We start from the raw sequence: 13314 nt of genomic DNA, 5'->3' as shown, positions 1-13314 counted from the left end.
CGTTACCTCGTCGACGTCTCGGGAGCAACGGAATGCTCGGTGGGAGCCACCCGCAGATTCGCGAGGTGCTCGGGGCTCAGGAGTCGATCCAGTTCGTCCCGGGCCAACAGACCCTTCTCGAGAACGAGGTCGACCACGTTTCGACCACTGACCAACGCCTCCTGGGCAATAGCAGTCGATTCCACGTATCCGAGATACGGGCTCAGCGCGGTGATCAGGCCGATGGAGTTCTCCACGCGCTCACGCAGCAGGTCGACGTTGGCGGTGATGCCGTCGACACACCGATGCGCGACGGTTCGGCATGCGGCGCTCAGGTGCGCCATGCCGTCGGACAGGGACTTGACGATGATCGGCTCGAATGCGTTGAGCTGCAACTGTCCCGCCTCTGCCGCCATGGTGATGGTGACGTCGTGACCGATCACCTCGTAGGCGACCTGATTGAGAACCTCGGGAATGACGGGGTTGACCTTGCCGGGCATGATCGACGAACCCGCCTGCATCGGAGGCAGATTGATCTCGTTGAAGCCCGCGCGTGGCCCGGAGGACAACAGCCGGAGGTCGTTGCAGATCTTCGACAGCTTCACCGCGACGCGCTTGAGAACGCCGGACAGGTGCACGAACTGACCGACGTCCTGCGTTGCCTCGATCAGATCCGTCGCGGTCACCAGAGGCAGACCGGTGATGGTCCGCAGATGTGCGACGGCCGATTCGGTGTAGCCGGCGGGAGCGTTCAGTCCGGTGCCGATGGCGGTGGCTCCGAGGTTGATCTCGTGCACCAGCAGTGCCGCTTCCTCGAGTCGCGAGCAGTCCTCGTCGATCATGACCGCGTAGGTACCGAACTCCTGGCCGAGGGTCATCGGCACTGCATCCTGCAGCTGCGTGCGGCCCATCTTGACGACGGTGGCGAACTCGGTTGCCTTGCGGCCGAACGAGTCTCGCAACACCTTCATCGAGGCGATCAGCTCGTGCACGGCGAAGACGGTCGCGATGTTGACCGACGTCGGGTACACGTCGTTGGTGGACTGCGACGCGTTCACGTGCTCGTTGGGGTGCAGCATGCTGTAGTCGCCGTGCGGGTGCCCGAGAATTTCCAGGGCGCGGTTGGCGATGACCTCGTTGGCGTTCATGTTGGTCGAGGTGCCCGCGCCACCCTGGATGACGTCGACGACGAACTCCTCGTGCCACTGACCGTCGAGAATTTCCTGACACGCCGTACGGATCGCTTCCCCGCGGGTGGCGTCGAGAATTCCGAGATCCTGATTGGCCGACGCGGCGGCCCACTTCACTGCGGCGAGTCCGCGAACGAGGTGCGCATTGGTGGAGATCGGACGCCCGGTGATGGGGAAGTTCTCGAGGGCGCGCAGGGTGTGGATTCCCCAATACACGCTGTTCGGGATTTCGCGTTCCCCGAGAAGATCCTTCTCGATGCGGGTATCGGCCACGGTGCGCTCCTAGGTGAGGGTGTCCAGCTGTCCGGCTGTCTGACAGGTAGAGTGTGGCGCAGAACACCTCATCGGTCAACCCCACGCTAGGATCACGTCATGAACCTGTCGGACAGCTGGGCAGTCAGTGCGCCCACGAATGCCCGGATGAGCGCGGCCGAGGCGGTGTTCGCAGACCTGCGCGCGGCCATCGCGTCGGGCGAGCTCCCCGTCGGCCAGAAGTTGCCGTCCGAGGCGGCCCTTGCCGCTCGGCACAGCGTCAGCCGCTCCGTCATCCGCGAGGCACTGCGCTCCTGCCATGCCCTCGGCCTCACCGAGACCAAGACCGGTCTCGGCACGTTCGTGATTCGCGACCGCGTCGGCAACGACCTCGACATCGGCAACTACGCGGCCCGCGAACTCATGGAGGCCCGCCCTCACGTGGAGATTCCCGCCGCCGGCTGGGCCGCGGAGCGACGCACCGACGAAGAGTTGGCGGTGCTCGCCGGCCTGGCGGACGAGATGCGTTCGGAGGACGACCACGAGGCCTGGGTTCTGTTGGACGCGCAGTTCCACACCGCGATCGCGCGGGCGAGCAAGAATCGCGTGTTCGAGGCGATCATCGTCGACATCCGGGATGCCCTGACGCGGCAATCGGAGACCCTCAACCTCGTCGCACATCGGCAGCAGCAGTCCAACGTCGAACACGACGCCATCGTCGACGGCATCCGATCGGGCGAGTACGACGCCGCAGCCCGCGCCATGACCGCGCATCTCGATGCCGTCCGGGGTGCCGTGGAGTCGCTCGCCGATCGGGCCGATCGGTAGTACTACTAGGCTGCTTGCCGTGACGAAGGTATTGAACTCTCTCCCGGTCGGCGAACGAATCGGCATTGCATTCTCCGGCGGTCTCGACACCTCGGTGGCTGTCGCGTGGATGCGCGAGCACGGGGCGATCCCCTACGCGTACACAGCCGACATCGGCCAGTATGACGAGCCTGACCTGTCCGATGTGCCCGAGCGCGGCCTGGCCTACGGGGCCGAGCAGGCACGGCTCATCGACTGCCGTGAGCCGCTCGTCGAGGAGGGTTTGGCGGCACTGACCTGCGGCGCGTTCCACATTCGCTCGTCACTGCAGACGTACTTCAACACCACCCCGCTCGGCCGCGCAGTCACCGGCACCATGCTGGTGCGCGCGATGGCCGAGGACGGCGTCTCGATCTGGGGCGACGGATCGACGTACAAGGGCAACGACATCGAGCGGTTCTACCGTTACGGCCTGCTCGCCAACCCGCAGCTGCGGATCTACAAGCCCTGGCTCGACGAGGCGTTCGTCGCCGAGCTCGGCGGTCGGCACGAGATGTCGCAGTGGCTCACCCAGCGCACGCTCCCCTACCGTGACTCGGCAGAGAAGGCCTACTCCACCGACGCCAACATCTGGGGCGCCACCCACGAGGCGAAGAAGCTCGAATACCTCGACACGTCACTCGAGATCGTCAGCCCCATCATGGGTGTTCGGTTCTGGGACCCCGAGGTGGACATCGCGCCCGAGGAGGTCACCGTCGAGTTCGAGCGGGGTCGACCGGTCCGGATCAACGGCAAGAGCTTCGACAGCCCCGTCGACCTGGTCATGGAAGCCAACGCAATCGGTGGGCGCCACGGCCTCGGCATGAGCGATCAGATCGAGAACCGCATCATCGAAGCCAAGAGCCGCGGCATCTACGAGGCTCCAGGAATGGCACTGCTGCACATCACCTACGAGCGCCTCGTCAACGCCATCCACAACGAGGACACCGTCGCCTCGTACCACAACGAAGGCCGTCGACTCGGCCGTCTGCTGTACGAGGGACGCTGGTTCGATCCGCAGGCACTGATGCTGCGCGAGGGCCTGCAGCGGTGGGTCGGCAACGTCGTCAGCGGCAGCGTGACACTGCGACTGCGCCGCGGCCAGGACTTCACGATCGTCGATACCCAGGGCAGCAACTTCAGCTACCACCCCGAGAAGCTGTCCATGGAACGCAGCCAGGGCCAGGCGTTCTTCCCCGGCGACCGCATCGGTCAACTCACGATGCGCAACCTCGACATCGCCGATTCACGCAGCAAGCTCGAGCAATACGCCGCGCAGAACCAACTCACGGCCTGGGGCGAACTGATCGGCGAACTGCCCGCAGGCGGTGCCGACGCCATCGCCGCCAGCGGCCCCGACGGTTCCGTGGACTCCTCGGCACTCGACCACGCCGCCATCGAGTCCGGCACCGACTGATTTTTGCCGCCGAACTCGAAGTTATGGACGGATTTCCGCCGATTTCCGTCCACAACTTCGAGTTCGGCTACTCCTCGGGCTCCGTCAAACCCTCGTGCTCGTCGCGCTCCGCCCATTCGAGTAGCTCGTCGATCGCGAACACCGCATCGTCGATGCCCGCGTGCAGGTCCCCCAACTCGGCGAATCTGGCCGGCACCGTGAACATCGTGAACTCGCGCGGATCGACGTCGGCAACCTCGTCCCACGAAATCGGCGTCGACACCGTCGCCTGCTGATTCCCGCGCACCGAATACGCGCTGGCGATGGTGTGATCGCGGGCGTTCTGGTTGTAGTCGACGAACAGTTTCGACGGGTCGCGGTCCTTGCGCCACCACGTCGTCGTCACGTCCTCGGGTGCGCGGCGCTCGACCTCACGCGCGAAAGCCAGTGCAGCCCTCCGCAAGTCCTTGAACCCGTAAGCCGGGTCGATGCGCACGTAGATGTGCAGACCGTGCCCACCGGAGGTCTTGGGCCAGCCGACGGCCCCCAGATCTCCCAGCACCTCCTGAACGACCCCGGCGACACGTCGGACCCGGTCGAAGGAACAGTCGGGCATCGGATCGAGGTCGATGCGCCACTCGTCGGGCATCTCGACGTCGGCGCGGCGGCTGTTCCACGGATGGAACTCCACGGTCGACATCTGCACCGCCCAGGCCACGTGCGCCAGTTCGGTCACGCACAGCTCGTCCGCGGTGCGGTTGTAGCGGGGAAACGTCACCTGCACGGTCTCGAGCCACGGCGGCGCGCCGTTCGGCACCCGCTTCTGGTGCACCTTGTCACCGGCCAGTCCCTTGGGAAAGCGATGCATCATGCACGGGCGCTCCCGAAGCGCCCGCACGATGCCGTCGCCCACGCTCAGGTAGTAGTTCACCAAATCCAGCTTGGTGGCTCCGCTTTCGGGGAAGTACACACGCTCGGGGTTGGAGATGCGGACGATGCGGTCACCGACCGGTAACTCGATCGACGGAGAGCTACTGGCCATGAGGTCGAGGGTAAGCGATCAGGAACGAAGCGTGATGCCGTATCGGTCGCGTTTGCGATAGATGGTCGCTCGACTCATCCCGAGTTCCTCGACCGCGTCGTTCATGGTGATGCCGGGGCGAGAGAGCACGCGGATCATCTCGTCGCGCTCGAACGTCTCGATGCGCGTGAGCCGATGGGTGGTGCGCGAGAGCACCTCCGGCGGTAGATGGTGGACTCCGATGACGTCGGCGCGGACGGCTGCCTTGTGCATCACCGTGGCCAGCTCACCGACGTTGCCCGGCCACGGATGTTCGCGCAGCGCTCGCTCGGCAGCCGGGGTGAGCGTGACCTGGCGGCCGCGTACTCGACCGGCCAGATGGAGGGCGAGCGGGGCGATGTCGTCGGGCCTGTTTCGCAGCGGCGGTACCTCGACCACGGTGCGCAGCAGTCCCGCGAGTGCCGGGGGCACGTCGTCGTAGTTCGACGCCGTGACGGTGACGGGTACGCCGTGGCCGGCGCGGCGGATCAGTTCGGCGAGGGCGTCGGCTGCACGCGCGGGAAGCCTGTCGACATCGCGGATGATCACTGCCGTATCGGGTTTCGGCAGCTCGGGCGTCCAGAGGTCGAGCCAGGCGTCGACGTCGCGGGCTGCCGGTGCTCCGGCGCTGAGGATGCGGCCGCGCGGGCGTGCCGCGCGCAGTGCGCGAGCGAGCACGGTGGCCCGGCCCGACCCCGGCTCACCGACCATGAGAATCGAACCATGTTCGGCCAGAGCAGCTTCCGCAGACCCCAGTGCACTACGCCAGCCAGGGGAAAGGTCGTCGAGTATGCCCGATCCCGGCCCGCTGTGAGCGGTCTCGACCCGGAACACCTCACCGCGCGGAGCAGGCCGTGGATGCTGACCCTGTGCCCGCGCGAGCATCATCGCCGAGGTGTTGCCTGCCGCCGACTGCGCAAGGGCCAGAAGCAGATCCGACGACGACTCCGACCAGGTGGTCAGATTGACGCAGCCCTCCACCCTGCCGGTGAGGGGATCGAGGACCGGCGCAGCCGCGCACGTGTAGCCGGCGAGCGAGAGCGAGTAGTGTTCGTCCGCCCTCACCACTGCGGGCACCTGATCCGCCAGCGCCAGCGCCAGGCCGTTGGTACCGGCCTGGTCCTCCGCATACGAGAAGCCGGGCGCCAGATGCACACGGTCGAGCGCGGCCAGCAGATCGCGATCGGCGCTGACTCGGTCCAACACGAGACCGTCGGCGTCGGTGAGCATCATCGACACCGGTTCGTTCGCCAACGTGTCGCGCAACCCGTTGAGCACCTCGCGGCCGCATCGGTAGAACAGGGACTCGTCGTCGTAGGTTCCCGAGAAGACCGGAGCAACCTCGTCGAGCGACACCCCGTACCGCTGGCTTCGGTGCCAGGACGCGAGGAGCCGATGCGAGACGGCAGCGAGCGGCTCCGAGTGGAGTCGGGCTCGCGAGAGACCCCCGGAATCTGCCATGTGATCCAGGTTACATTCGCATGTCGCCATCTGTGCCGGGGCAGCGTCTCGAATTGAGACGCCGAGGCCGCGACGCCGGCTCGATTCGGACCTACCGTCGTTCCCATAACGACGTGACGCACGTCACGTATCGCACCATCCGGGAGGCACACCGCATGTACACCAAGAATGGCGAGAAGTTCTTCATCGTCGACGCTCACATCGCTCTGTGGGACGCGCGGGAGCAGAACCAGCGCAACATCCACGGCAAGCAGTTCATCGACTGCTTCTACGACTACCACCGCAACCTGTCCCCCGAGAGCGAACTGTGGACGTACGACGAGTACCTCTACCAGGGTGGCGAGCGCCTGATGCACGACCTGTTCGAGGTCGGCTACGTCGATCACGCCATCTTCCAGCCCGCCCACCTCGGCGAGTTCTACAACAACGGGTTCGGACAGACCGAGGAGGCGTCGGCGTTGGCCGCCGCGCACCCGGACAAGCTGACCTACAACCACCACTTCGATCCGCGCAACGGCGAACGTGGCCTCGACCAGCTGCGAGCCGACGCCGAGCGCTTCGGACTCAAGGGCGTCAAGCTCTACACCGCCGAGTGGCACGGCGATTCCCGCGGCTACAAGCTCGACGACGACTGGACGCGGCGCTACCTCGAGGTCTGCCGCGAAGTCGGCATCAAGAACATCCACGTGCACAAGGGACCGACCATCCGTCCGCTCGATCGAGATGCGTTCGACGTAGCGGACGTCGACCACGTGGCCACCGACTTCACCGATCTGAACTTCGTCGTCGAGCACTGCGGACTGCCCCGGCTCGAGGACTTCTGCTGGATCGCGACCCAGGAACCCAACGTGTACGCCGGTCTCGCGGTGGCCATTCCGTTCATGCACACACGTCCAAAGTACTTCGGCCAGATCATGGGTGAGCTGCTGTACTGGCTGGGCGAGGACCGCATCTTCTTCTCCTCCGACTACGCACTGTGGACGCCCAAGTGGCTGGTCGAAGGATTCGTCGACTTCCAGATCCACGAGTCCCTCGACGAATACGCTCCCATCACGCTCGAGCAGAAGAAGAAGGTGCTCGGACTCAACGCCGCCAAGCTCTACGACATCGAGGTCCCTGCAGAGCTGCAGCTGCCCGACGCCGACGAGACCGAGACCGGACCGCGTCAGCCCGAGCGCGCCGACCTCGCGGCGGTCTGAGATGACGACTGCCACGACCACCAGGAAGGACGAGGCCTACGCCGCCCTCGGTGTCGTCCTGGATCCCGAATTGGACGAGCCCATCACCGATCTCGGCTTCGTCCGATCCCTCGAGGTCGACGAGAGCACCGTCCACGTTCATCTGCGGTTGCCCACGTCGTTCTGCTCGCCGAACTTCGCGTACCTCATGTCGGGGGATGCGAAGGACGTGCTGACGGCACTGCCGTGGACCGAGCATGTTCTCGTCGAACTGGACGATCACCACGACTCGGACAAGATCAACGCCGGCCTCGCCGCCGACGCAGGATATCGAGGCACCTTCGGCCACGAAGCCGAGGAGGACCTCGAGGAGTTGCGCGCGACGTTCCGCCGCAAGGCGTATGTGGCGGCGATGGAACGTTCTCTCCAGGGGTGGCTGCGAGCGAATCCCGGTGCGACCGAGAACGACTTGGCCGCAGTGGTTCTCGGGGATCTTGCGGACGATCGCACGTCGACCGCTCTGCTTCGCCGCCGCGAGGCACTCGGGCTGAGAATCGACCCGGCCGCTCCGGCTCTGGTCGACCACACCGGTCGCCCACACACCGGTGATCTCACGATGGTGATGCGGCGCGCCCGCGCCACCCGCGTCTCGATCGACGGCAACGCGCACTTCTGTCGTGGGTTGCTGCAGACTCGCTACCCCGGCGCGGAAGAACAGCAAGTCCCTCGCGAGGAGGGCGCGTTCATCCCCCTCACCTCCCTCACCGTCCAGCACACCACAACACAGGAGCAGTCACGATGAGCACGATGCGCGCCGTCCAGGTGGTCGGGTATCACAAGAATCTGGAGATGACCGAGGTACCGATCCCCGTGGTTCGAGGCCCTCTCGACGTGATCGTGAAGATCGGCGGGGCAGGCGTGTGCCGCACCGATCTGCACATCCTCGAAGGCCAGTGGGCCGAGAAGTCCGGTGTCACACTGCCGTACACGATCGGACACGAGAACGCCGGATGGGTGCACGCGGTCGGTTCGGCCGTCACCAACGTCCGCGAGGGCGACAAGGTGATCCTGCACCCGTTGGTCACGTGCGGACTGTGCCGGGCATGCCGGTCCGGAGACGACGTGCATTGCGAGAGCAGTGATTTCCCCGGGATCGACACCAACGGCGGGTACGCGGACTATCTGCGGACCAACGCCAGGACAGTGGTGAAGATCGACGATTCGCTCGAACCGTCCGCGGTGGCAGCGCTGGCCGATGCAGGCCTGACGGCGTACCACGCCGCCGCCAAAGCGGCCCGGCGGCTGACTCCACGCGATAAATGCGTCGTCATCGGTGCAGGCGGCCTCGGCCACATCGGTATCCAGGTGCTGGAGGCGCTGTCGCCCGCGGAGCTCATCGTCATCGACCGCAACGCCGATGCCGTCAAGCTCGCCCTGACTCTCGGTGCCGATCACGCGGTGGTCGCCGACGGCAGCCAGATCGACCAGGTCATGGAGCTCACGGGCGGATTCGGCGCCGAGGTCGTTCTCGACTTCGTCGGCGAAAATGGCTCCACCGCAGAGGGTTTGGCGATGACCAGACGGGCCGGTGACTACCACGTGATCGGCTACGGCGAGAACGTCGACGTGCCGACCATCGACCTGGTGTCGGCGGAGAAGAACATCGTCGGCAACCTCGTCGGGTCCTACAACGACCTGTGCGATCTGATGTCTCTCGCCGCGCGCGGTGCCGTGAACCTGCATACGCAGACCTACGCACTGGACGACTTTCAGAGTGCCATCGACGACCTCGACAACGGACGGGTTCGCGGCCGCGCGATTCTCGTACCCTGAAATCGGGTAGTAACCACCGCCACAACCCCAACAACGAGGAGCAACGTTGATCTTCATCACCGCCAAGTTCAAGGTCAAGCCCGAGCACGCCGACAACTGGCCCGAGATTTCGCGCGACTTCACCGAAGCCTGCCAGGCCGAGGAGGGGTGCCTCTGGTACTTCTGGTCACGCACCCTCGACGACCCGACCGAGTACGTCCTGGTGGAGGCCTTCAAGGACCCCGATGCCGGTGCGACACACGTGAACTCGGATCACTTCAAGCAGGCGCAGAAGGATCTCCCGCCGTACCTGCAGGAGACGCCGAAGATCATCAGCCAAGAGGTCGACGGCACCGACTGGAACGAACTGGGCGAACTCGCCGTCGACTAGATCGTTCTAGCTTCGTTCTCGATCCCGGACCACCTGGCCCAGCGTCACGACCGCGTCGGCGAACTGTCCCGGCAGTTCCTGCGGCGGGTTGTGGCCGCAGTCGATCTGCCGAACGTCGATCAGATCGGTGAAGTGCGCCGCGTGGTCCGGGCTGCCGTAGAGCGAGGCAACGGTGTCCTCGGTCGGATCGATCACGATCGTGGGCACCGTGATCCTCGGTTGCTCGGTCAGCGATTCCTGCGTTGCTGCATAGGCCGGGTCCCCGGCCTCGATGCCGTAGCGGTGGCGGTAGGAATGCACGGACACGTCCACGAAGTCGGGGTTGTCGAACGAGGGTGCGGTGGCCGCGAACTCGGAGTCGCCGAACCGCCAGGTCGGCGACCAATCCGTCCACAGTGTCTGTGCGATCTCTGCGCGGTGGGCCGCGAGCCCGGCGCGGCCCCGCTCGGAGTGCAGGTAGTACTGATACCAGTACCGCTTCTCGAGGTGCGGCAACACCGGCGTCGACACTGCCGCTTCGATGTCCTGGACCAGGTATCCGGACACGCTCACCAGGCCCGACACCAACTCCGGCCACATCGCGGCGACGACGCACGCCGCTCGCCCACCCCAGTCGTAGCCGGCGACGATGGGCTCGTTCAGTTCCAGCGCGAGAATCAACTCAAGCAGGTCGTGGCCGATCGCGGCCTGCTCACCGGATCGCATCGTGTCGGCGTCGACGAACCGGGTCGGTCCGAAGCCCCGCAGATACGGCACCACCACGTCGTATCCGGATTCGGCGAGCAGCCTGGCGACGTCGTCGTAACCGCGTGGGTCGTACGGAAACCCGTGTAGCAGCACCACCGAGGGACCGGACGGATCGCCGACGCGGTCGAACTCCACATCCAACACTCCTGCGCGAATCATCATGGGTCCATGCTCGCATTGCGGTGGCGGTATGCGCCGAGGGTCAACTGCTCAGCACGTCCTGCATGCCGGGCGCGAGAACGTCGGACAGGTCGGTCCATGGGACGGTGATCGTGATGAGGCCGATGCCATAGGCCCCCACCTGGTAATCACCGAAGTAAATGTTCATCCCCTCCGGTGATGCGGTCCAGTTGCCGAAGTCGGCCACCGTCGGCTCGATGCCCGAGCGCTCGAAGTTCTCGCCTGCCCGGGTGGTCGGAAGAATCTTCGCCGCTTGCTCGGACAACCTCGACAGACCGGCATCGAGATCGGTGAACGCGTCACCGAGGGTGATCGGCTGTGCGGTGTCGACGTCGATCGTCACGGTCGAGATCAGCGAATCACCATGGGCACCGGCAGGCACGGCGATCCAGTCGGTGATCTGTTCGGAACTGATCACGCGCCTACCGACGTAGGTAGAGCTCGGCGTGTAGCCGTCGCCGAGGGCGAAATCCTGTCCGTCGTGGCCGTCGATCAAGTCCTGAAAGGCCGCCCGCATCGACTCGTTGAACTCCGCCGTCACAGCGGGATCCCCACCACTGAGCTGCGGAATGGCGGCATCGTAGGTTGCATGTTCCGTGGATCCGGTGACCCGAGTGCTGCCGACGACGTACGACTCGGCGGCATTCGACGTGGTGGGCGGAGTTGTACTCGTCGGCTCGGCGCGCTCGGTCGTGGCCGGTGTGTCGGAGGTCGTCGGCGCGGACGCGGGCGTGGCGGTTCCCGAAGTGGAACAACCCGCGAGGGCCGCTGTCAGGGCAAGGGCGGCAGCCATCGAGCGAATGCGAGTCATGACCGACCCTAACCACAAACTCGACGGCTGGCACCGAGAATCGGGTGCAGCAGACCGCGCCAGGCGCGGCCCAGTGCACCCGATTCGAACGCGAAAAAGCCCGACCCCGCAGAGCGGAGTCGGGCTTTTTCAGCGAGGGGCTGGACTCAGAAGTCCATGCCGCCCATGCCACCGGTCGGATCGCCTGCGGGCGCTCCGGCCTTCTCGGGCTTGTCGGCGACGACGGCCTCGGTGGTGAGGAACAGAGCCGCGATGGACGCTGCGTTCTGCAGTGCCGAGCGGGTGACCTTGACCGGGTCGTTGATGCCTGCGGCGAGCAGGTCCTCGTACTCGTTGGTCGCGGCGTTGAGGCCGTGACCGGCGGGCAGGTTGGAGACCTTGTCCGCAACGACGCCGGGCTCGAGGCCTGCGTTGAATGCGATCTGCTTGAGCGGAGCGGACAGCGCGACGCGAACGATGTTCACGCCGGTTGCCTCGTCACCGTCGAGCTTGAGGTTGTCGAGTGCGGGCGCTGCCTGGAGCAGTGCCACGCCGCCACCGGCGACGATGCCTTCTTCGACGGCTGCCTTGGCGTTGCGCACGGCATCTTCGATGCGGTGCTTGCGCTCCTTGAGCTCGACCTCGGTTGCCGCTCCGGCCTTGATGACTGCAACGCCACCGGCCAGCTTGGCCAGGCGCTCCTGCAGCTTCTCGCGGTCGTAGTCGGAATCGGAGTTCTCGATCTCGGCGCGGATCTGGTTGACGCGACCGGCGATGGCGTCGGAATCTCCCGAGCCCTCGACGATGGTGGTCTCGTCCTTGGTGATGACGACCTTGCGTGCCTGACCGAGCAGCTCGAGTCCGGCGGTCTCCAGGGAGAGGCCGACCTCTTCGCTGATGACCTCGCCGCCCGTGAGGATGGCGATGTCGGCGAGCTGAGCCTTGCGGCGGTCACCGAATCCGGGAGCCTTGACGGCCACGGACTTGAAGGTGCCACGGATCTTGTTCACCACGAGGGTGGAGAGAGCTTCGCCCTCGACGTCCTCGGCGATGATGACGAGCGGCTTGCCGGACTGGATGACCTTCTCCAGCAGGGGCAGCAGGTCCTTGACGGTGCTGATCTTGGAGCTGACGAGCAGGATGTACGCGTCTTCGAGGACGGCTTCCTGACGCTCTGCATCGGTGGCGAAGTACGCCGAGATGTAGCCCTTGTCGAAGCGCATGCCCTCGGTGAGCTCGAGCTGCAGGCCGAAGGTGTTGGACTCCTCGACCGTGATGACGCCTTCCTTGCCGACCTTGTCCATGGCCTCGGCGATGAGCTCGCCGATGGACGGGTCGCCTGCGGAGATGCCAGCGGTAGCAGCGATCTGCTCCTTGGTGTCGATCTCCTTCGCGGACGCGAGCAGCGACTCGGTGACGGCTGCAACAGCCTTCTCGATGCCGCGCTTGAGGCCGAGCGGGTTCGCGCCGGCTGCGACGTTGCGCAGGCCTTCACGGACGAGTGCCTGAGCGAGAACGGTAGCGGTGGTGGTGCCGTCGCCTGCGACGTCGTCGGTCTTCTTGGCGACCTCCTTGACGAGCTCGGCACCGATCTTCTCGTAGGGATCTTCGAGCTCGATCTCCTTGGCGATGGAAACACCATCGTTGGTGATCGTGGGAGCTCCCCACTTCTTCTCGAGTACGACGTTGCGACCCTTGGGGCCCAACGTCACCTTTACTGCGTCGGCGAGGGCATTGAGGCCTCGCTCGAGGCCACGGCGTGCCTCTTCGTCGAACGCGATGATCTTGGCCATTGCGAAGTGATCCTCCGGATTGGGGGTGACACATTGCTGGCCGAGCTCGGTGCCCGCGACGGACGACCAGGGGTGTCGTTGATTCCCCGGCCTCACCGTGTCCCGACCTGGCACTCACGTGTCGAGAGTGCCAACTGCATTTCTAGCACTCGACCATGGCGAGTGCAAGGTCGTCCGCCGGGAGCGAACCACCGCCACCCCCGTGCCCGACGCCACCGCGCGGCGGCTGCCGCGAGCAG

12 protein-coding genes are annotated in these 13314 nt (G+C 65.5%); 6 read left to right on the top strand and 6 right to left on the bottom strand.

Annotated elements, in window-relative coordinates:
• Window positions 1-2: 2 nt before the first annotated feature.
• A complete protein-coding gene (gene aspA, locus NY08_RS21985) occupies window positions 3-1442 on the bottom strand; it encodes an aspartate ammonia-lyase (RefSeq protein WP_032393800.1) in 1440 nt (479 codons plus the stop codon).
• A 99-nt stretch (window positions 1443-1541) separates the two neighbouring features.
• Between aspA and NY08_RS21980 the strand changes: the two genes are divergently transcribed.
• Together NY08_RS21980 and argG are read left to right on the top strand one after the other, a co-directional pair.
• Window positions 1542-2249 (top strand): FadR/GntR family transcriptional regulator, encoded by a 708-nt coding sequence (locus NY08_RS21980; RefSeq protein ID WP_045198792.1) that lies wholly within the window; start codon window positions 1542-1544, stop codon window positions 2247-2249.
• A 19-nt stretch (window positions 2250-2268) separates the two neighbouring features.
• A complete protein-coding gene (gene argG / locus NY08_RS21975) occupies window positions 2269-3684 on the top strand; it encodes an argininosuccinate synthase (RefSeq protein ID WP_045198790.1) in 1416 nt (471 codons plus the stop codon).
• 67 nt (window positions 3685-3751) lie between these two features.
• On the opposite strand, the gene ligD is transcribed toward argG, so the two are convergent.
• Window positions 3752-4705: a non-homologous end-joining DNA ligase gene (ligD, locus tag NY08_RS21970; RefSeq protein WP_045198788.1), complete on the bottom strand. Its 954-nt coding sequence runs from the start codon at window positions 4703-4705 to the stop codon at window positions 3752-3754.
• Window positions 4706-4723: 18 nt separating this feature from the next.
• Complete coding sequence (locus tag NY08_RS21965) at window positions 4724-6184, bottom strand: GAF domain-containing protein (protein WP_045200950.1); 1461 nt, start codon at window positions 6182-6184, stop codon at window positions 4724-4726.
• Between the two features lie 155 nt (window positions 6185-6339).
• Between NY08_RS21965 and NY08_RS21960 the strand changes: the two genes are divergently transcribed.
• Genes NY08_RS21960 through NY08_RS21945 form a run of 4 tightly spaced genes read left to right on the top strand, consistent with a single transcriptional unit; the run spans window position 6340 to window position 9565 of the window.
• Complete coding sequence (locus NY08_RS21960; RefSeq protein WP_032394136.1) at window positions 6340-7383, top strand: amidohydrolase family protein; 1044 nt, start codon at window positions 6340-6342, stop codon at window positions 7381-7383.
• A 1-nt stretch (window position 7384) separates the two neighbouring features.
• Complete coding sequence (locus tag NY08_RS21955; protein ID WP_045198786.1) at window positions 7385-8164, top strand: iron-sulfur cluster assembly protein; 780 nt, start codon at window positions 7385-7387, stop codon at window positions 8162-8164.
• Window positions 8165-8169: 5 nt separating this feature from the next.
• On the top strand, window positions 8170-9195 hold the full coding sequence (locus NY08_RS21950; protein ID WP_045200948.1) for an NAD(P)-dependent alcohol dehydrogenase: 1026 nt from the start codon (window positions 8170-8172) through the stop codon (window positions 9193-9195).
• Window positions 9196-9241: 46 nt separating this feature from the next.
• On the top strand, window positions 9242-9565 hold the full coding sequence (locus tag NY08_RS21945) for a putative quinol monooxygenase (protein WP_027498443.1): 324 nt from the start codon (window positions 9242-9244) through the stop codon (window positions 9563-9565).
• A 6-nt stretch (window positions 9566-9571) separates the two neighbouring features.
• Here the strand turns inward: NY08_RS21945 and NY08_RS21940 are convergent, their stop codons facing one another.
• The 3 genes from NY08_RS21940 to groL all read right to left on the bottom strand — a co-directional run bounded on the left by NY08_RS21940 (window position 9572) and on the right by groL (window position 13075).
• On the bottom strand, window positions 9572-10474 hold the full coding sequence (locus NY08_RS21940; protein WP_045198783.1) for an alpha/beta fold hydrolase: 903 nt from the start codon (window positions 10472-10474) through the stop codon (window positions 9572-9574).
• Between the two features lie 40 nt (window positions 10475-10514).
• Window positions 10515-11303 carry an RsiV family protein gene (locus tag NY08_RS21935; RefSeq protein WP_045198781.1) on the bottom strand — a complete coding sequence of 263 codons (789 nt, stop codon included), beginning with the start codon at window positions 11301-11303 and terminating at the stop codon, window positions 10515-10517.
• Window positions 11304-11449: 146 nt separating this feature from the next.
• On the bottom strand, window positions 11450-13075 hold the full coding sequence (gene groL, locus NY08_RS21930; RefSeq protein ID WP_008713461.1) for a chaperonin GroEL: 1626 nt from the start codon (window positions 13073-13075) through the stop codon (window positions 11450-11452).
• Window positions 13076-13314 lie beyond the last annotated feature (239 nt).

It is taken from the genome of Rhodococcus sp. B7740, from assembly GCF_000954115.1.
Lineage (GTDB): Bacteria > Actinomycetota > Actinomycetes > Mycobacteriales > Mycobacteriaceae > Rhodococcoides.
This window is presented reverse-complemented; position numbering and strand designations above follow the sequence as displayed.